Here is a 19564-nt window from a genome sequence, read left to right as displayed (position 1 = left end):
AACAAAATGAAAAAACAATTTCATCGACCAAGAATAAATTCCGAATTATTAATCTAAATTTAAAAAGGTTTTCAAATTTAGATCAAATCTTTTAGCACTAATTGAATAGATTTCACTCCATTCCATTCGTTCTCGTCAAGTGAAAAAGCAATATCAAAATCATTTTGAATATGGCTCAGTTTATTGCCTAATCCGAACCCTATGGCATTATAAGTTTTTCTATCAGATCCTTGAATAATACTAAGTTTCAAGTGGCTTTTATCCGAACCTACTTGTTTTCCATAACCATTATCCCGTACACAAGAAGTTTTAAAAACAGGCTTCATATTTAAGGGTCCAAAAGGAGCCATTTGTTGAAGGATCCTAAAGAACTTTGGTGTAATTTCTGAAAGTTCTATTTCTGCGTCTATTAAAATTTCTGGAGTTCGTAATTCTGGGTTAATAGTTTTAGTAACTACCTCTTCAAATTTAGTTTTGAAAAATTGATAATTTTCTGGTAGTAAAGTGAGGCCCGCGGCGTATTTATGTCCGCCAAATTGTTCTATGAATTCGGAGCACTGCTCCAATGCATTATAAACATCAAAACCTTTTACAGATCGTGCCGATGCAGCCAATGTATCACCGCTTTTGGTAAAAACTAATGTAGGTCTGTAATAGGTCTCTGTCAACCTAGAAGCAACGATTCCGATAACACCTTTATGCCAATCTTCATGAAAAACCACCGTAGTAAATCGATCTTCTTCATTATTCTCTTGAATTTGCAAAAGCGCTTCTTGTGTTATTTTTTTATCCGTCTCTTTGCGATCAAGATTGTACTTTTCTATAGAGGATGCGATCGTAATGGCCGCTTCAAAATTTTCTTCTGTTAGCAATTCAACGGCATGATTGCCATGCTTCATTCTTCCAGCTGCGTTAATCCTTGGTGCAATCACGAATACCACATCGGTAATCGTCAATACTTTTTTATTTAATTGATGAATAATAGCATTGATCCCATTCCTTGGATTTGAATTAATTACTTGTAGACCAAAATACGCTAAAACTCGATTTTCTCCTGTCATCGGAACAATGTCAGCAGCAATTGCTGTAGCTACGAGGTCTAAGTATGGAATCAGATCGTCAATAGTTTGATTTCTTGACGCCGCCAGCGCTGTAATTAATTTAAAACCTACACCGCAACCACATAATTCATCATAAGGATATTTACAATCTTTTTGCTTCGGATTTAACACAGCTGTTGCCGCTGGAATCTCTTTACCTGGTTTGTGGTGATCACAAATAATAAAGTCGATGTTCTTTTTTGAAGCATAAGCCACTTTATCTATGGCTTTAATACCACAATCTAATGCTATGATCAGAGAAAAATCATTATCTGAGGCAAAATCAATGCCTTTGTAAGAAATGCCATAGCCTTCTTCATACCTGTCAGGAATGTACGTAGCCACCCTATTATAAAAAGATTTGAGATAGGAAGATACCAATGAAACTGCTGTAGTACCATCTACATCATAATCTCCATAGACCAAAATGGATTCACCTTTTTCTATAGCTTTTTCAATTCGTTGAACAGCCTTATTCATATCCTTCATTAAAAAAGGATCTTGAAGATCTTCAAGACTTGGTCTGAAGAATTTTTTTGCCTCTTCAAAAGTTGAGACATTGCGCTGTGCCAATAATGTAGCTAAAGTTTTATCAATAGATAAAGACCTTGCTAATTCTTGTACAACTTCTGAATTAGGTTCTGGTTTTAACGTCCAACGCATAGCAATTTATATTGATTAGAACTCAATACTTTATTGCTTATGAAGATACACTTCTGTGGTTACATTTGCAAATTGACGAAACATTTCCATAACACCACAGTAGGTTTCAACGGATAAATCTACTGCCTTATTTATCTTGTCCTCTTTCAGGTCTTGTCCATAGAAATGATATTCAACATGTACCTTGTGATAATATTTTGGGTGTTCTTCTGTTAATTCTCCCGTTACTACCATCTTAAAGTCATCAGCTTCGGCACGCATTTTCTTTAGCAAAGAAACTACGTCTAACCCAGAACACCCTGCTAAAGAAGAGAGCATCATGGCCTTCGGACCCAAACCTTTATTCTCACCTCCATGCTCAGGAGAAGTATCCATCATTAAGGTGTGTCCACTTGGATTGTCGGACTCGAATAACATGTTTTCTTTCCAGACGGTTGTTACTGTATTTGATGCCATATTTAAGTATATATTTGATGGTTCGTATTTGTATCTTTACAAAAATAACCACAATCCAATAATTATAAAGTGTATTCTGCGAAAATGATTCCTTTTTATAAAAATTATATCACCATGTTGCTTTTTTTTATGGTAGGGAATGCAATAGCGCAGAGCAATGCTTTGCCCGTAATAACGGCAAATGCACGACAAGCATACTGCCCTTCAGAACAGATACAAATAGCACCAAATTTCACCATAACTGATTCTGATGATACAGGAATTGATGCTTTTTTCATTCAAATTTCGGCGGGTTATACTGCCAGTGCAGATAGATTGATCCTGACCGGAAATCATCCAACCATTGCCGCAACTTGGAGTATTACAGAAGGGAAGCTCTCGCTAACACCTGCAAGTGGTACTCAAATATTATATACAGATTTGCAGGCAGCAGTTAGAGATGTTGTTTTTGTTGGAAATGCCTTTAATGATGGAGAGAAGTTCTTTTCTTTCAATATTGGTGCGGCTAATTTTTTACCATCGACCAATCATTTTTATGAGTATGTACCTAGTTTGGGAATAGATTGGGAATCTGCAAGACAAGCCGCAGAGAATAGAACCTATTTCGGATTACAAGGATATCTGGCCACTATTGGTTCTCAAGATGAAGCGCAAATAACAGGGGAACAAGCTGCTGGAGCAGGATGGATTGGAGGTAGTGATGCGGCTGAAGAAGGTGTTTGGCGCTGGGTAACAGGTCCAGAAGCAGGAACTATTTTTTGGAACGGAGATGCTAATGGAACTACTCCAAATTTTGCTTTTTGGAATAATAACCCATCTGAACCTAACAATTTGGGAGATGAAGATTATGCACATGTTACAGATCCAAATGTTGGGCTTCCTGGATCTTGGAACGATTTGGACATAGATGGAAATACTTCGGGACCATATCAACCAAAAGGATACGTGGTGGAATACGGAGGAATGCCAGGAGACCCAATTGTAAGTATTTCTGCAAGCACAAGTGTTTATATCCCTCAAATACTTACCTCGACAAATGCCGATGTTTGTCAAATGGGGAGCGTCAATCTCACCGCTACACAAAGTGAAGGGACTGTTTTATGGTATGATGCTATGACTGGCGGAAATTTGGTCGGAACAGGAACTGTCTTCACAACACCTGTTTTATCTGTGACAACAACATATTACGCAACGGTTTCTGTCAATGGATGTATGAACCTGCCAAGAACTCCTGTAGTAGCAACAGTATTTCAATCTCCGACAATTACTAGTGTAGAGAATGATATTATATGTGATAACGGAATCGCGACGATTAGAGCTTTTGCGTCAGAAGGACAGGTATATTGGTATGATTCTTTACTAAGTAATGCTCCAATTTTTATTGGAAATGAATATATAACACCTTCCATAAACACAGATACGACCTTTTATGTAGAAGCCATTGTTTCTGGCTGTGGATCAATAGCTAGAACACCTGTCACTGTCACCATAGATAGTACCATTCCTTCTTTTGATATATCAGAAGCTTATACCTTATGCTTAGATCAGGGAAGTGTGCTTATTGAAGCTATGAACCCTCAAGGAAATTATACGTACCAATGGCAAATAAACGGAGAAGATTTAGGAGTAAATACTGCCTCGATATCGGCAACTGTATCGGGAAGATATAGTGTGCAGGCAACATCGATAGCAGGATGTATTTCTGAGCCTAAAGTATTTAATGTAATAGCGTCAGAAATAGCAACAATTACGATAAATGACGTAATCATTAATGACAGTACGTTGAATAACTTTATAAAAGTAGGACGTGTTATTTTTGGAGCAGGTGCATATGAGTTTGCAATAGACAATAGCAATGGACCTTATTCTGATCAAAGGCTTTATGAAAACTTAACCCCAGGAAGACATATACTCTATCTTAGAGATAAAAATGGATGTGGAGTTATACAGTTCGAATTTAGTGTATTGGACTATCCACAGTTCTTTACACCTAATAATGATGGGGTGAATGATGTTTGGAGTTTAACAGGATATGATAGAAATTTTTACACCTCGTCAGATATTTTTATCTACGACAGATATGGAAAGTTTGTCGCTAGAGTAGAGCCAACCAGTGCAGGCTGGAATGGGACGTACAATGGAAAACAATTACCTTCTTCGGATTATTGGTTTACCACAAAGTTGACAGATATAAACGGTCTTACTGTTGAAAGAAAAGGGCATTTTAGCCTGTTAAGAAAATAAAAGATAAATACGTAGCTTTACGTTTTTAATTACAAATACAAGAAAATTTATACAATGCCATTAGTAACTCCTTTATCAGCAGAACACGATTTAGAAACCAAAGAATTAGCAGAATTTTTTAATGAAACTTTAGGGTTTTGTCCAAATTCTGTATTAACAATGCAACGAAGACCCGCTATATCAAAAGCCTTTATTAACCTGAATAAGGCAGTTATGGCTAATGAAGGAAGAGTAACCTCTGCCTTAAAAAGGATGATTGCATGGGTGTCAAGTAATTCAACAGGATGTAGATATTGTCAGGCCCATGCCATAAGAGCTGCCGAACGTTATGGAGCGGAGCAAGAACAACTAGACAACATTTGGGAATATAGAACTCACCCTGCTTTTTCTGAGGCAGAAAGAGCCGCGCTTGATTTTTCGTTAGCCGCCAGCTCAGTCCCTAATCAGGTTGGTGAGGAAATTCAAAAAAGATTGCATGAGCATTGGGATGATGGAGAAATTGTTGAAATGCTAGGAGTAATTTCTTTATTTGGATATTTAAATAGATGGAACGATTCTATGGGAACTAGTTTAGAAGGTGATGCTATTGAAAGCGGAAATCAATACCTTGGAAAACATGGTTTCGAAGTAGGAAAACATGTCTAAACTTTAAAATTGAGTACATAAAAAACCTTTCCTTTTTAAAGGAAAGGTTTTTATCAAATTAAAGACTTCCCCCAAGTCTTTTACCTAAATGTTTTTCAAAAATACTAAGTTATGAAGTATATGGATTTGCGAATACCGCAAAACAATCAATAAGTTTTTGCTGTAATTAATAGAATACCTATATTGAAGAACGAAAAAAGCCTTTTCTCTGCCAAGAAAAGACTTTGATCTTGCTTCCTAAATTGATGTTCCCCAACGAATCACCTTAATTTAATAAGTCTCTAAGGCAAAGAAAATGCTATTTATTAAATGAGTGATAGCGAATAATGCAAAAGGCATTTTTTCTTTTTGTGTTATTTGAAAGTAGAGTATTAATTCTATTGGGAACATATGAGTATAGAGAAAGAAAAACTATTTAGCATTATTAGACAAAAACTCCCTAATAATGTATCTTTTATTGAAGAAATTGCGGATGTATTAGATGTTAGCTATGACGCTTCCTATCGAAGACTGAATGGGAAGACCGCGCTTTCCTTTGAAGAGGCTTTGAAACTAGCAAAGAACTACAAAATATCGTTGAATAACCTATACGGTTTGGATGAAGAGGAAACCATATCGGTTTTAAAACAGAGAGGAAGTGTTGGACCAAAAGAAAAGCTAGATGATTTCTTTAAGCTAGTGACTAAATCCGTAGATATATTTTCAAAATTTAAACAGCCAGAATTTCTATACGCTGCCAAGGATATCCCTATTTATTACTTGCCACACGATACATTGTATACGAAATTTCGTTTGTATGCATTTATGAATATTCATACAAATAGAGAATTTAGACAAAGTCAAACCACATTGCAGAAATTCAACCCCAGTTCTAATCTTGTGTACGACTCTATTTGTTTTAAAAATGCTTTTAGGGGGCTAAAAGGAACTGAGATTTGGAATGATACTACGATTGATAGTAGTTTGTATCAAATCTATTATTTCTATGAGATAAAAATGATTACAAAAGATGAAGCTGTTCAACTATGCAAAGAATTAAAAGGCGTTATTGAAAAAATAGAACAGCAAGCGGCTAATGGTGTATGGAATGGTAACCAAGTCTTTAGGTATAAAATGTATTATAATAAGTTGATCAACCTGAATAATACCGTTTTATTTAAGTCGCGAAAGATCAAAACGCTATTAATTCCATATACTTCATTATCCTACCTTAGAATTGATGACGAAAAAACCTGTGAAGAAATTGAAGAGCATTTTGATAAAAAATTAAAATTCTCTAAAAGAATTTCGGGAGATGCAGAGGTAGAGAGAAAATTGTTTTTCACTTCTATGTATGAAAAGATAGAGCAGTTGTGTAAACAAATAGAGGTGAAAAGCGAGATCTCCTTTATGTAAGAATGTTCCTGATTTTTTGTTGCAGTTGCGGAATTACATTTTGCTCAAACCAAGGGTTTTTGCTTAGCCAAAATCGGTTTCTCGGAGATGGGTGCGGCAATACGAAATAGCGAGGTAAATACTCAGGATAATTATCCACGGTTTCTGTTAATGTGCGTTTGGCTTGTTCGCCTAAATAATATTTTTGAGCATACATGCCAATCAAAATAATTAACTCAATTTTTGGCATCATATCAAAAAGAGGTTTGTGCCATAATGGAGCGCATTCTTTTCTTGGAGGAAGATCACCACTTGAACCTTTACCAGGGTAACAGAATCCCATAGGTACAATTGCAAAGAGCTCTTCATTGTAAAAATCTTCATTTGAAATCGCTAACCATTTGCGTAACTGTTTTCCACTAGCATCATCCCATGGAATACCGGAAGCGTGTACTTTTGTTCCTGGAGCTTGCCCGATAATAGCAATCTTGGCATTTGGATTTCCTGATACTACAGGTCTCGGGCCGAGCGCTAAATACTCCGAACAAACGGTACAGTTTTTAATGTCAGACAGAAGTTTTTTCACAGGGTATAAGTCTTATAAAACTAACATTACTTACGATTTTCCCACTGCTCCCAGTTCGGAGCCCCTTCTCTCCAAAGAGGACGTGCCTCAATGTCGGAAGCGTTGCTTGGATACAATACATACCATGTTGTAGCGGTATAACGATCTACATTTCCTCCAACGATGGAGTCTTGGAAATAGTTGGTCATAAAACCTGTAGAATACCCATTGGTTCCAGAGATCTTGGTCCAATGATTTTGAGTTCTAAAGCGTATTTTTAACGAATCTCCGTCAATTCGAGGAGCCTGTCCTACAATAGTTCGGATTTGTGCAAACACCTCGGTACCTTCAAAAATCGTTAAGAAGTCTGCATCGGCAACATGCTCTACACGAGAACTACCCCAACCTATTCTCACCGGATATCCCAATCGTACAGCATCAATGAGTGTTGATTTATCACCGAAAAGTGTATTTCCAGACGCATCGTTTTGAAAAACCTTTTGCCAACCTGATGTAGACGAGCCTGAGGTTTGACAAGCACTGAGAAAAAGCAGTGCCAAAATACTTAGAAATAAGTTTTTTGTTTTCATTTAGTATAGTTTTTAGTCCCACACAAATCTCCAATCTCCATTGGGTTGACGCTTCCAGACCGTGTGAAATTTCCCTTTGCGCTCTTTTTTGGTCCCAGCTGAATCAATTGTTGTAAACACAGCGGTTCCATACGTATACCCCAAATCTCCTGATTTACTTACGTCTACAAAATCAGGTTTCCAAGTTAATGTTTGATCTGGTCGAGGGTTCTCTAGATACCATTGACCAATGGCTTTTTTTCCTTGAATGATTTTTCTTCTCCGATTGATAACACCATTTGTGGCAGCGTAGGTTTCAAAGGCTTTTGCGAGACCTTCTTTTTGCGCTAGATCGTTAAATTCTTTTTCCGTTTGAGCAATCTCAGTTTTCCATTCCAATAATTGTTTGTCACTTGGATTGAAATTACAGCAGATAAAGGATGGTAGTATGATACTAAGAAAAACAACAGTCTTTTTCATGTGTGAAAGTATGATTGTTAGATGGTTAAAGGTAATGAATTCATTACTTCTTGCCTTCTACCACGATCACGATCTCACCTTTTGGAGGCTTTGCTATGTAATGCGCGAGAACCTCGGTAGCTGTTCCACGAATGGTTTCCTCAAATAGCTTGGTCAATTCTCTGGAAACAGAAACTTGTCGGTCAGCTCCAAAGTATTCCGAAAAATGCCCCAAGGTTTTTATCAATTTATGTGGAGATTCATAAAAGATCATAGTTCTGGTTTCTTCAGCAAGTAGAAGCAAACGAGTTTGCCTTCCTTTTTTAACGGGTAAAAAACCTTCAAAAATAAACTTATCATTAGGTAATCCTGAATTCACTAAAGCTGGAACAAAAGCAGTAGCTCCAGGTAAACAATCTACCTCTATTTGGTGTTGTACACATGCGCGCGTGAGTAAAAAACCGGGGTCTGAAATGGCAGGTGTACCTGCGTCAGAGATTAAGGCAAAAGATTCTCCGCCTTGTAATCTTTTAATAATGCTCTCAACTGTTTTGTGCTCATTGTGCATATGATGACTCTGCATTTGCGTTGTAATATCAAAATGCTTTAAGAGCTTTCCGCTCGTACGAGTATCTTCTGCCAAGATAGTATCTACTTCCTTTAAAACAGTTACCGCTCTAAAGGTCATATCCTCTAAATTTCCAATGGGTGTAGGAACAATGTATAGTTTAGACATCTTAAATCTCTTCGTAAGTTTCAACCGTAATATCTGCCATAACATCTCCAGTATGTTTGGTGCTTAATGGCTCGAATAATAGTAAATGTGTTTCTTCTTTGGCAATCGGTTTATGCTCAACCCCTTTAGGAACCGTAAAGAATTCTCCAGGATTTACAATTACCGTTCTATCTCTTAACTCTAGAGTTAGCTGACCTTTCATCACCATAAATAATTCGTCCTCATCATCGTGTTTATGAAAAACAAATTCCCCTTGAATTTTTGCCAATAAGATTTGCTGCTCGTTTAGTTCTCCAACTTTTTTAGGGGACCATTGATCTGAGAATAGATCAAATTTTTCTTGAATATTAATTACTTCATTCATATAACAAATCTACAAAGATTTTATGGGAACAAATGCCATCCGAAATATGTTACTATTCTTAGGATTTGATTAAATTTGCAGCTCAATTAAAGAAACACGATGTATAGAAGTCATTCTTGTGGCGAATTAAGAGCCTCACATATAAATACAGAAGTAACCTTAGCAGGATGGGTGCAGAAATCGAGAGATAAAGGGTTTATGATTTGGGTTGATCTTAGAGATAGATACGGAATCACGCAATTGATCTTTGATGAGGACAGAACATCTAAGAATATTATTGAAAAGGCTAAAGAATTAGGACGAGAGTTTGTGATTCAAGTAACTGGGACTGTTATTGAACGTCAATCTAAGAATCCTAATATGGAAACGGGTGATGTAGAAGTATTGGTGACAAAACTAGAAGTGCTGAATGAAGCATTATTGCCTCCTTTTACCATTGAGGATGATACAGATGGAGGAGAAGATATTAGAATGAAATATCGTTATTTGGACATCCGAAGAAATCCTGTGAAAGAGAATTTAATGTTCCGCCATAAAGTTTCGATGGAAGTTCGCAAATATTTATCGGATGAAGGGTTTATTGATGTAGAAACACCTTACTTGATTAAATCTACACCGGAAGGAGCACGTGATTTCTTAGTGCCTAGTAGAATGAATGAAGGTCAGTTTTATGCCTTACCACAATCACCACAAACCTTTAAACAATTATTGATGATAGGTGGTGTGGATAAGTATTTCCAAATTGTGAAATGTTTTAGAGATGAAGACCTGCGTGCCGATCGTCAACCTGAATTTACCCAGATTGACTGCGAAATGGCCTTTGTAGAACAAGAAGATATTCTAAATACGTTTGAAGGATTAACACGTCATTTGTTAAAAGAGATCAAAGGAGTTGAGGTAAATTCCTTCCCTAGAATACAGTTTGATGACGCCATGCGTTTGTATGGAAATGATAAACCAGACATTCGTTTTGGGATGGAGTTTGGTGAATTGAATGTTGTTGCGCAGCATAAAGAATTCAATGTATTTAATAAAGCAGATTTAGTAGTTGGAATTGCCGTGCCAGGAGGAGCATCATATACCAGAAAAGAAATTGATAAACTGGTTGATTGGGTAAAACGTCCGCAAGTGGGAGCTTTAGGAATGGTATATGTAAAATGTAATGAGGATGGATCATTTAAATCATCTGTAGATAAATTTTACGACCAGGAAGATTTAGCGAAATGGGCTGAAACTACTGGAGCAAAATCAGGAGATTTGATTTGTGTATTATCTGGAGAAACCAATAAAGTAAGAGCACAATTAAGCGCCTTACGTATGGAAATGGCGGAACGATTAGGTTTGCGTAGAGCAGATGAATTTGCTCCTTTATGGGTAGTAGATTTTCCATTGTTAGAATTAGATGAAGAAACAGGGCATTATCATGCTATGCATCATCCATTTACATCACCTAAGCCAGGGCAATTGGAATTATTGGATACAGACCCAGGATCTGTAAAAGCAAATGCATATGATCTGGTATTGAATGGAAACGAGATTGGTGGAGGTTCTATCAGAATTCATGATAAAGAAACACAAGCGATCATGTTTAAGCACCTTGGATTTACAGATGAAGAGGCAAAAGAGCAATTTGGATTCTTAATGGATGCTTTCCAATATGGAGCGCCTCCACATGGAGGAATAGCATTTGGTTTAGATAGATTGGTTTCTATTTTAGGAGGACAAGAAACGATTCGTGATTTCATTGCTTTTCCAAAGAATAACTCAGGAAGAGATGTAATGATCGATGCTCCTGCAACTATTGATGAGGTTCAATTACAGGAGTTAGGTATTAAGTTAAAGAATACCCCATAAAAGATTTAAACCTTTAGTTAGGTTCTTGGGTATAAATTCCGTTTGTGAATCCTAAGAAATAATGAGCGAAAGAATAGAAGTGCATTGCATAGTAATAAGCATGAAATTCTGAAAGCGATTGATACGAAGTAATTTCCTAAGGATTGACCTGACTTTTTGTTTCGTTTTGTGTCAAGACAAAATGAAAAGGAGAATATACCTATCTAATTAGATTTCTCAATTGCTTTCTAAAGCTTCTTTCGAAATGAAATAAATGGTTCTTTTTTTCTACATTTAACCTATGAAAAAATTAACGACACTTCTTTTTGCATTTTTTTTGACGTCAATTTCCCTTTCGCAAAACATAACGGGGCCTGAATTATTAGAAAAAGCGATACAATTTCATGACCCGAAAGGAGTATGGGAAACATTTTCAGGAAAGCTGCACGTGAGCATGGAAACACCTAACAACCCAAACCGTGATAGTAATATTAAAATCGATCTTCCAAACGAGTTCTTTTATGTAAAAGCAAAAAGCGGGAAGAATACCACTGAATATACTGTGGATAAAGAAAAATGTTTGATTACATTTAATGGAGATGCAACTCCCGCGGATTCCATAAAAAAGAAGTACAGGTTAAGTTGTAAACGCGCAGAATTGTATAAAAACTACTACACTTATTTATATGGTTTGCCGATGAAATTGAAAGACCCTGGGACTATTATTGATACGAAGGTTACAAAGAAGAAATTCAAAGGAAAAGAATATTTAGTCTTGAAGGCTACCTACAAAAAAGAAGTTGGTAAGGATATCTGGTACTTCTATTTTGACCCAAAGACCTATGCTATGGAAGTCTACCAATTTTATCATAACGAATCTAAAAACGATGGTGAATATATCCTATTGTCTGAAATGGAAACCATCAATGATATAAAGATGCCAAAGAAAAGAGCTTGGTATATGAACAAGGATGCTAAATATTTAGGAACTGATATTTTGAAAGCAGCCGATTAAAATGCCAACGAAAAAAAGAAATATCTATACCCGCATACTTATTTGGAGATATAAGCATATTTCTGAGCGTCAGTTCGTTTATCTTTTGAGTATTATTGTTGGATTTCTGGCAGGACTAGGAACAACCGTTTTAAAATATTTGACACTCTTTATTCAATCTACTTTAGAAGATGGAATTATCAAAAATTACCATTATTCACTGTATTTCATATTTCCAATTATCGGTGTATTGCTCGTATACCTCATCAAAAGATACCTCATCAAAAAAGAAATTGGACATGGCATTTCTACAACACTCTATTCCATCTCAAAACGTAGCGGAATCATAGAGCGTTACAAAATGTTTGCTTCGTTGATAACTGCACCTATTACAGCTGGTTTTGGAGGATCCGTAGGATTGCAAGGACCAGCAGTAAGTACTGGAGCAGCTTTAGGGTCAAATGTTGCACAGTTGTTTCATATGAACACCAAAACAAGGATGTTGCTCATTGGTTGCGCGACTGCTGGAGCGATGTCATCCATGTTTAAAGCTCCCGTTGCAGCTATCATTTTTGCTATTGAAATATTTAGTTTGGATTTGGTTTTTGCCTCCTTAGTCCCTTTGTTACTAGCCTCTGTTGCAGCGGTAATCACTTCTTATTTCTTTATTGGAACCGATGTGTTATTTGGATTTGAATTGAAAGATTTGTGGCGCGTAAAAGATATTGCTTTTTACCTGTTGCTCGGAATTGGGACAGGCTTTGCATCGGTATATTTTTCTAAGATGTATTTCTTTATTACGAGCTTTTTCAATCGATTTTCCAATGCTTACGCCAAAATTGGAATAGCCGCTGTTGCTATTGGTTTGATGTTGTATTTAATCCCACCCTTATATGGGGAAGGATATGGATTGATCAATAATTTGTTAAACGGTAATACAGCCGCCGCTTTAAAGGACATTCCATATGACATTAATTTTGATAATGTGTGGATGGTTATTTCCATGTTGCTGATCATTGTGGTGTTTAAAGCTATTGCGATGACAACAACTTTCGCAGCAGGAGGAGTTGGAGGAATTTTTATTCCGACACTATTTATGGGAAGTGCTTTAGGAAATGTTTTTGCCAAGATTATTAATCAATTCGGGTTTGATGTATCTGAATCTAACTTTACATTAATAGGAATGACAGGATTGATGGCAGGGGTATTGCACGCACCTTTAACCGCGATATTTTTGATTGCTGAAATCACTGGTGGATATGATCTATTTGTGCCATTGATGTTAGTAGCTACAATTTCGTATGGATTGACCAAGTACTTTGTGTCCAATTCTATTTATACCGCTGAGCTGGCAAAACGAGGAGAGTTGATAACGAACGACAAAGATAAAAATGCGCTGATGATGATGCGCATTGACAAGATCATAGAAACTAATTTTGTGTCCTTACAACCAGACATGAGCTTGCGAATGATGTTAAAAGAAGGGGTTTCTAAGTCGAATAGAAATTTGTTTCCGGTACTAGATGAGAAAGAACAGTTTTTAGGGATTGTATTATTAGATGATGTGCGCCCCGTTATGTTTGATCAAAAATTATATGATACAACAAAGGTTTCTGAGTTTATGAAGTCTGCTCCGGATATTATTTTCTATAACGATCCAATGGAAAAGATTATGGAAAAGTTTAAAGGTAGTGGTGCATGGAATCTTCCCGTGATCAAGGATAAAAAATATATTGGATTTATTTCAAAATCAAAATTATTGACGGCTTATCGAAATAAGTTGATTGAGGTAACAACATCTTAGCTATTTTTGCATGGAAACTCAGAAAGGATTATATGAAAACTCTTAGTAAAATACTCTTTATCATATTTATCGTTTGGATAGCAATCGGTATTTATCTTTTGAACACAGAGCATGAGAAAGCGCAAATTGTAATGGGGCTGGCTGTTTTCTTTTTCTCCTTCATATTTATGCCCGTGTTTATTTACCATAGATATCGAAAAGGAAAGTACAAAAAGTACGTTTTGAACGATAGAACCTTGTTGGGGAAAATGAAAAAAATGGACGAAGAGTAACGTTCGTTTAACACTGTTTTTCAACACTTTTTAGATTTTTCTAGATGTCTATTGTTGTATTCTCAACGAATGTGAAAATGGAGTAAACTACTTCCAATTAGATGTCGTTCCCAGTGCCGATATGACAATGTGAAATTGATGTAAACAATAACATATTTTCCATTTTTCTTACGGAAAGACAAACTTTTACTAACTTCTTTTGCTATCGATATACTTGGATTCGAATGTATTTTTACATCGGTTAATAAATCAAAAATAAATAAACCCTAAAAACAAAAAAAATGAAAAAATTGACTGTAGTAATTTTTGTATTCGCAATGAGCGTGACCTCTACATTTGCCAACAATGAAGACAAATTGAAAAAGAAAGGAAGTGAAGTAAGAACTGAAGTAGTAAAACTATTGGGAAACTATGATCGTAACCTAGATACTAGCTTAAATACGCAAGTGAGTTTCATTATCAACAGAAAGAATGAGATTGTTGTCTTAAGTGTAGATTCTAAGAACCAAAGTCTAGTTTCTTATGTAAAAAGAAAATTAAACTACAAAAAAATTAAGGTAAGTACTTTAAACTATATGAAAGTATACAAATTACCTTTAAAAGTAAAGAGAGTATAAGGAGTACTTTTTTGATTGATTATTTGAATTAAGAAAAGCCTCAACTATGTTGAGGCTTTTTTATGTGTCAGATTTAGATTTCTTTATACCTTTGCGGCCTATGATAGATCAGAAGGAAGCCATATCAGAAAAAGCCGTATTAATAGGTGTAATTACCCAACATCAGGACGAAGCACAGTCTCAGGAGTTCTTGGATGAACTGGAGTTCTTAACCTTAACTGCAGGTGGAGTAGCGGTAAAGCGCTTTGTTCAAAAATTAGAAAGGCCCAATCCTAAAACGTTTTTAGGCGCAGGAAAGCTGGAAGACGTAAAGGCTTATATTGAAAGTCATGGCATTGGTACTGCCATTTTTGATGATGAACTATCACCAGCACAATTAAGAAATATTGAAAAAATCTTAGATTGTAAGATCTTAGATAGAACGAATCTTATCCTTGATATTTTTGCACAAAGAGCACAAACTAGTTCTGCAAAAACGCAAGTTGAATTAGCTCAACATCAGTATTTGTTGCCAAGATTAACACGTTTATGGACGCACCTCGACAAGCAAAAAGGGGGGATCGGAATGCGTGGGCCTGGTGAAACAGAGATTGAAACAGATAGACGTATTATTCGAGATAAGATTGCCTTGCTGAAAAAGAAATTGGTGACCATAGATAAACAAATGGCCGTACAACGAAAGAATCGTGGTAAGATGGTTCGTGTGGCGCTTGTTGGGTATACGAATGTAGGAAAATCTACATTGATGAATGTGGTTAGTAAAAGCGATGTATTTGCAGAGAATAAACTCTTTGCAACGCTAGATACAACTGTTAGAAAAGTGGTGATCAAGAATATTCCATTTTTAATGACGGATACCGTTGGTTTTATAAGAAAATTACCAACTCAGTTAGTTGAATCCTTTAAGTCCACTTTAGACGAGGTGCGCGAAGCAGATTTATTATTACATGTGGTAGATATATCCCATCCAAATTTTGAAGACCATATTGCTTCTGTAAATAAAATTTTAGATGAGATCGATAGTGCAGATAAACCTACGATTATGGTCTTCAATAAAATTGATGCGTATACGCATGAAACTATCGATGAAGATGACCTGGTTACGGAAAGAACTAAAGCGCATTATACGCTAGACGATTGGAAGAGAACTTGGATGAATGATCTTCAAAAAGAATCCATATTTATTTCAGCGCTCAATAGAGACAACTTAGAAGCCTTTAAGGATAAAACGTACGAAGAAGTAAAGAAGATTCACATACAACGTTTTCCTTATAACGACTTTTTGTATTATGAATATGAAGGGTGATAACCGTTAATATTCTGTTACTTTTTTCCAAAACTTTACGTTTTTAGGGTAGGGTTTTCTTCTTCTTACATGTTTAATTTATGTATTAAACATTAACTAACTAACTTCAATGGCTAGAAAACTACGCTTTCTTTTTATCGTACTGTTTTTTGTGTCTCTGGCATTACATGCTGGGAATGAAAGTAGTAGGTTGATTTTTGTGAAAGATGGAAGTAAGATCAATGTGCTTTTTCTACTATCAAATATAGAAGGGAATACCACTCCTTATCTCGATGCTCTAAATCAAAATCAACAACTTCCGTCAAGCGCAGTTACGTTAAGTCCTAATCCTACAAAAAATAAAAGATTCACCATCACCTTAAATAATTTAAAAGGAGAAAGCCGTGTGGCTATTTACAATATTATTGGTGTATTGGTTAAGAAAACTAAAATGACTTCGAATAAGATGACGGTAGACTTGAATGATTTCTCAACGGGTATTTATTTGGTCAACGTTTCTAACAACAGAAGAAATTTAGTAAAAAAAATAGTTGTGAAATAAGGATTTTTCCGTTTGGGAGAATTGTCTAAGAGAGAAGACTGAATTATAATAAAAGAGTTCGAGAGAACTCTTTTATTCTTTCAGTTCGTCATCAATAATGCCTAAGCGTTTTGCACGTCGCTCCCAACTTTTTCTAGCCAATAATTGTAAATCTTCTATATTATCACTTTCATCCATGATCTCTAATCCTAATAAGGTTTCAATCATGTCCTCCTGGGTTACTAAACCGCTTACCGATCCATATTCGTCAACGACCAATGCAATATGTTCTCGTTGATCGATTAACTGTTCAAATAAATTAGGAATAGGTAAACTTCGCTTTGTTACCAGAATTGTGCGCTTAATGTTCTTCAGAGGTTGATCTCCATTTCCCTTAATGATTGCTTCTAATAATTGATCCTTTAGAAAATAACCGGTGATATTATCCGATTGTTCTGCATACATAGGAATTCTTGAAAATCGAAGCATTGGATTTTCGTCAAAAAACTCTTGAATGGTCTGTTCTTCATTTGCTGTTTTTAATACGCTTCTTGGTGTCATAATATCACGAACCAATACCTCTTTAAAGTTGAGTAGATTTTTAATGACCTTACTTTCCGATTCTTGAAAAACGCCTTCCTGTTCAGCAATATCAGCCATTGCAGTAAAATCTTCCCTACTCAGTACGCTGCCATGACCTCCCTTTCCAAAAATCTTCGTAAAAAGTTGTAGTATCCATAAGATCCCGGTCCACTTAAAAACAAAGATGAGAATAGATAATACAGACGTCGAAAACCCAGCTAATTTTTTCCAATGTGTAGCACCAATCGTTTTAGGAATAATTTCAGATACTACTAAAATAAGTATCGTCATAATGGCCGAAACAATTCCAACGATATTCATTCCGAAAAGATCAATCTTGTACGGTAGTTGTTCTGCCTGAACACCTACTAATATAGCACCTACCGTATGAGCAACAGTATTTAAAGTAAGAATGGCTATTAAAGGTTTATCTACATCATTCTTTAAAATTTCTAGTTGCGAAGCAAATGCTTTTCCTTCCTTTTTCTTTACATTAATAAAGGTGGGTGTAACACTTAATAGAACGGCTTCTAAAATGGAGCATAAAAACGAAAAGAAAATCGAAAGTGTAGCAAATATGATAAGTAGTGTCATAGTAGTTGTTGTGATGATAAAGATACCAAAAAAAGAAAACCATAAAAGAAGCATCTCTTATGGTTTTTCAATGAGTTGTTACTAGTTTCTAAAAGATGTAGTTTACACCTAAACCAAATACTTCTTTAAACTGTGTTCTGCTTGAAGCATTATCATCAATAATTGTATGAAAGCTTAAGTTTGTAGAAAGATATTTATTGATCTGCATCACGAAATTTAATTGATAATTAATGTCAATATTTTGTGGATCCTCTAAATAGTTAGCATATGCATTAAAAATATTTTCCATAGTCACGTTTTCCATTAAAGAGGTTTTGTAATATACAGAAGTATAAAAACCAAGCTCATAACGGGAAGTCTTTCCTGGATCTGTGCCATATTGACCCGCAAACTGATTGCTGACAAATGTCATTTTTGATGTTAACGGTGCAAAGTTTGCTCTAAAATTATCTGACTTTTTATAGACCATACCTGGACCAAATGTTATATAACCTGGAGCGAAAAACGAAGATGTTTCTGTTTTAGGTGTTGTTGTATAGTCATACCCTGCCGTAAATTGTGATCTAATATTCAAAAAGAATGAATACGACCAAAATTCCGACTTTTTCTTTCCAACTAATGAATTAAATTCAAAAAAGTCATCTGTTTTTCTAGTTCCTGTTCCGCTAATATTACTAATACCATATTTGGTAATGATCTTATTATCCCAAGTCCAATTATCTTTAGCATAATTAAAATCGTAATTAACACCTAAAGTACCGGAAACAGCATTCTCTCCTCCAGCAATCCAGTTAGAAAATGACGATTGATTAAACAAAAAAGTAAAAGTTCCTGCTTTTTTCCAGTTAGAAATAGAATCTTGTTTTTGTTCCTGAGCTACTGTTGTAAGACCAACAAATAATAATAGTATAAGTGCCCCTTTTTTCATTTTGATAAAATTTATTTTTTAATGTGTGCAAAAGTACACATTTAGTTTAGACAATTAAATAGGCAATAAGTCACTTTTTCAGTTACTTTTTTGCCTTAAATAAAGGAACTGTGGAGCAAGCTTCTCCATACATGATGGTCTTTGCGATCGGTTGAAGTCTTTTTATTAAGAAGGAAAATGCTGATGGAGGAATAGGTTTATCCGCACAACCTTTAATAATGATAGGCTTATTTTCATATTCTGCAACATCTAATTCCTCAATTACAGTATGAAAAATAGTAGTTTCTAGCAAGGTTAAATCGCCAACTACCACTACTTTGGCATGCTTACTTAACTCGGCGCTGATCAATAGGTATGCCCAAGAAGGGACAATAGCATCTTCAGAACAGGTAAGTGCCACATAAGAATCTTGATATTGAGACCAATTATGTTCCTTTACATATGCCCGAAAATCTTTTTCTTTTAAGATAATCCCTTCAAATAGCCAATCCTTTATATCGAAAAGAATTCTTTTTCCCTCAGGATAGAATTCCTCAAGATCAATATTAATCAATGGACTACTAGCTATTCTATTAATGATCTCTTCTGCCATGTTATAACATTCCTAATTCTAACTTTGCTTCTTCACTCATCATTTCCTGAGTCCAAGTTGGATCAAATGTGATTTCTACCTCGGCATTGTTAATCTCTTTTAATGATTTCACTTTTTCCTCTACCTCAACGGGCAAAGTTTCGGCTACTGGGCAATTCGGAGAGGTTAAGGTCATTAATATTTTTGCATCATTATCTTCATTTACAAAAACATCATAGATTAACCCTAGCTCATAAATATCAACTGGGATTTCAGGATCGTAAATTGTTTTCAAAACGCGAACGATCTTGTCTCCTATTTCTTGTATTACCTCTTCTGTCATGTGTTCAAAAATTATGAGATGCAAA

21 protein-coding genes are annotated in these 19564 nt (G+C 35.6%); 10 read left to right on the top strand and 11 right to left on the bottom strand.

Annotation, left to right across the window (positions count from 1 at the left end; genetic code table 11):
- Positions 1-77: 77 nt before the first annotated feature.
- Both recJ and RQM59_RS09230 read right to left on the bottom strand, forming a co-directional pair.
- Positions 78-1763: a single-stranded-DNA-specific exonuclease RecJ gene (gene recJ / locus RQM59_RS09235; RefSeq protein WP_349241821.1), complete on the bottom strand. Its 1686-nt coding sequence runs from the start codon at positions 1761-1763 to the stop codon at positions 78-80.
- Between the two features lie 30 nt (positions 1764-1793).
- The gene (locus tag RQM59_RS09230) at positions 1794-2219 is read right to left on the bottom strand and encodes an OsmC family protein (RefSeq protein ID WP_349241820.1); all 426 of its coding nucleotides are present in this window, start codon (positions 2217-2219) and stop codon (positions 1794-1796) included.
- A gap of 114 nt (positions 2220-2333) precedes the next feature.
- On the opposite strand from RQM59_RS09230, the gene RQM59_RS09225 reads away from it, so the two are divergent.
- The 3 genes from RQM59_RS09225 to RQM59_RS09215 all read left to right on the top strand — a co-directional run bounded on the left by RQM59_RS09225 (position 2334) and on the right by RQM59_RS09215 (position 6503).
- A complete protein-coding gene (locus RQM59_RS09225) occupies positions 2334-4463 on the top strand; it encodes an Ig-like domain-containing protein (RefSeq protein WP_349241819.1) in 2130 nt (709 codons plus the stop codon).
- Positions 4464-4517: 54 nt separating this feature from the next.
- Positions 4518-5108: a carboxymuconolactone decarboxylase family protein gene (locus RQM59_RS09220; protein ID WP_349241818.1), complete on the top strand. Its 591-nt coding sequence runs from the start codon at positions 4518-4520 to the stop codon at positions 5106-5108.
- Between the two features lie 390 nt (positions 5109-5498).
- Positions 5499-6503, top strand: a complete 1005-nt coding sequence (locus RQM59_RS09215) for a helix-turn-helix domain-containing protein (protein WP_349241817.1) — start codon at positions 5499-5501, stop codon at positions 6501-6503.
- Here the strand turns inward: RQM59_RS09215 and RQM59_RS09210 are convergent.
- From RQM59_RS09210 to RQM59_RS09190, 5 genes are read right to left on the bottom strand one after another with little or no spacing between them, the layout of a single operon-like run.
- Positions 6496-7068: a uracil-DNA glycosylase family protein gene (locus tag RQM59_RS09210; protein WP_349241816.1), complete on the bottom strand. Its 573-nt coding sequence runs from the start codon at positions 7066-7068 to the stop codon at positions 6496-6498. The genes RQM59_RS09215 and RQM59_RS09210 overlap by 8 nt on opposite strands.
- A 26-nt stretch (positions 7069-7094) precedes the next feature.
- Positions 7095-7637 (bottom strand): hypothetical protein, encoded by a 543-nt coding sequence (locus RQM59_RS09205; protein WP_349241815.1) that lies wholly within the window; start codon positions 7635-7637, stop codon positions 7095-7097.
- Positions 7638-7649: 12 nt separating this feature from the next.
- Entirely contained in the window at positions 7650-8096 is a 447-nt protein-coding gene (locus tag RQM59_RS09200; RefSeq protein WP_349241814.1) for a YybH family protein, read from the bottom strand.
- Between the two features lie 43 nt (positions 8097-8139).
- Positions 8140-8811 (bottom strand): 16S rRNA (cytidine(1402)-2'-O)-methyltransferase, encoded by a 672-nt coding sequence (gene rsmI / locus RQM59_RS09195; protein WP_349241813.1) that lies wholly within the window; start codon positions 8809-8811, stop codon positions 8140-8142.
- A gap of 1 nt (position 8812) precedes the next feature.
- Entirely contained in the window at positions 8813-9175 is a 363-nt protein-coding gene (locus tag RQM59_RS09190) for a cupin domain-containing protein (RefSeq protein ID WP_349241812.1), read from the bottom strand.
- A 99-nt stretch (positions 9176-9274) separates the two neighbouring features.
- Here RQM59_RS09190 and aspS point away from each other — a divergent pair, with 99 nt between their 5' ends.
- From aspS to RQM59_RS09155, 7 genes are all read left to right on the top strand, one after another.
- Complete coding sequence (gene aspS, locus RQM59_RS09185) at positions 9275-11029, top strand: aspartate--tRNA ligase (protein ID WP_349241811.1); 1755 nt, start codon at positions 9275-9277, stop codon at positions 11027-11029.
- A gap of 280 nt (positions 11030-11309) precedes the next feature.
- A complete protein-coding gene (locus RQM59_RS09180; protein WP_349241810.1) occupies positions 11310-12023 on the top strand; it encodes a DUF6503 family protein in 714 nt (237 codons plus the stop codon).
- 1 nt (position 12024) lies between these two features.
- A complete protein-coding gene (locus tag RQM59_RS09175) occupies positions 12025-13806 on the top strand; it encodes a chloride channel protein (RefSeq protein WP_349241809.1) in 1782 nt (593 codons plus the stop codon).
- 32 nt (positions 13807-13838) lie between these two features.
- Complete coding sequence (locus RQM59_RS09170; RefSeq protein ID WP_349241808.1) at positions 13839-14078, top strand: hypothetical protein; 240 nt, start codon at positions 13839-13841, stop codon at positions 14076-14078.
- Positions 14079-14359: 281 nt separating this feature from the next.
- Entirely contained in the window at positions 14360-14695 is a 336-nt protein-coding gene (locus RQM59_RS09165) for a hypothetical protein (protein ID WP_349241807.1), read from the top strand.
- 100 nt (positions 14696-14795) lie between these two features.
- On the top strand, positions 14796-16001 hold the full coding sequence (hflX, locus tag RQM59_RS09160) for a GTPase HflX (RefSeq protein WP_349241806.1): 1206 nt from the start codon (positions 14796-14798) through the stop codon (positions 15999-16001).
- A 109-nt stretch (positions 16002-16110) separates the two neighbouring features.
- Positions 16111-16542 (top strand): T9SS type A sorting domain-containing protein, encoded by a 432-nt coding sequence (locus RQM59_RS09155; protein ID WP_349241805.1) that lies wholly within the window; start codon positions 16111-16113, stop codon positions 16540-16542.
- 72 nt (positions 16543-16614) lie between these two features.
- On the opposite strand, the gene RQM59_RS09150 is transcribed toward RQM59_RS09155, so the two are convergent.
- From RQM59_RS09150 to RQM59_RS09135, 4 genes are all read right to left on the bottom strand, one after another.
- Complete coding sequence (locus tag RQM59_RS09150) at positions 16615-17697, bottom strand: CNNM domain-containing protein (protein WP_349241804.1); 1083 nt, start codon at positions 17695-17697, stop codon at positions 16615-16617.
- An 88-nt stretch (positions 17698-17785) separates the two neighbouring features.
- Positions 17786-18625 carry a DUF3078 domain-containing protein gene (locus RQM59_RS09145; RefSeq protein ID WP_349241803.1) on the bottom strand — a complete coding sequence of 280 codons (840 nt, stop codon included), beginning with the start codon at positions 18623-18625 and terminating at the stop codon, positions 17786-17788.
- Between the two features lie 82 nt (positions 18626-18707).
- Positions 18708-19217 carry a DUF2480 family protein gene (locus tag RQM59_RS09140; RefSeq protein ID WP_349241802.1) on the bottom strand — a complete coding sequence of 170 codons (510 nt, stop codon included), beginning with the start codon at positions 19215-19217 and terminating at the stop codon, positions 18708-18710.
- Between the two features lies 1 nt (position 19218).
- Positions 19219-19539 (bottom strand): DUF59 domain-containing protein, encoded by a 321-nt coding sequence (locus tag RQM59_RS09135; protein WP_349241801.1) that lies wholly within the window; start codon positions 19537-19539, stop codon positions 19219-19221.
- Positions 19540-19564 lie beyond the last annotated feature (25 nt).

This window comes from Asprobacillus argus (assembly GCF_032248395.1).
Lineage (GTDB): Bacteria > Bacteroidota > Bacteroidia > Flavobacteriales > Flavobacteriaceae > Polaribacter > Polaribacter argus.
The sequence above is the reverse complement of the archived record's forward strand: the minus strand, read 5'-3'. Positions and strand labels throughout refer to the sequence as shown.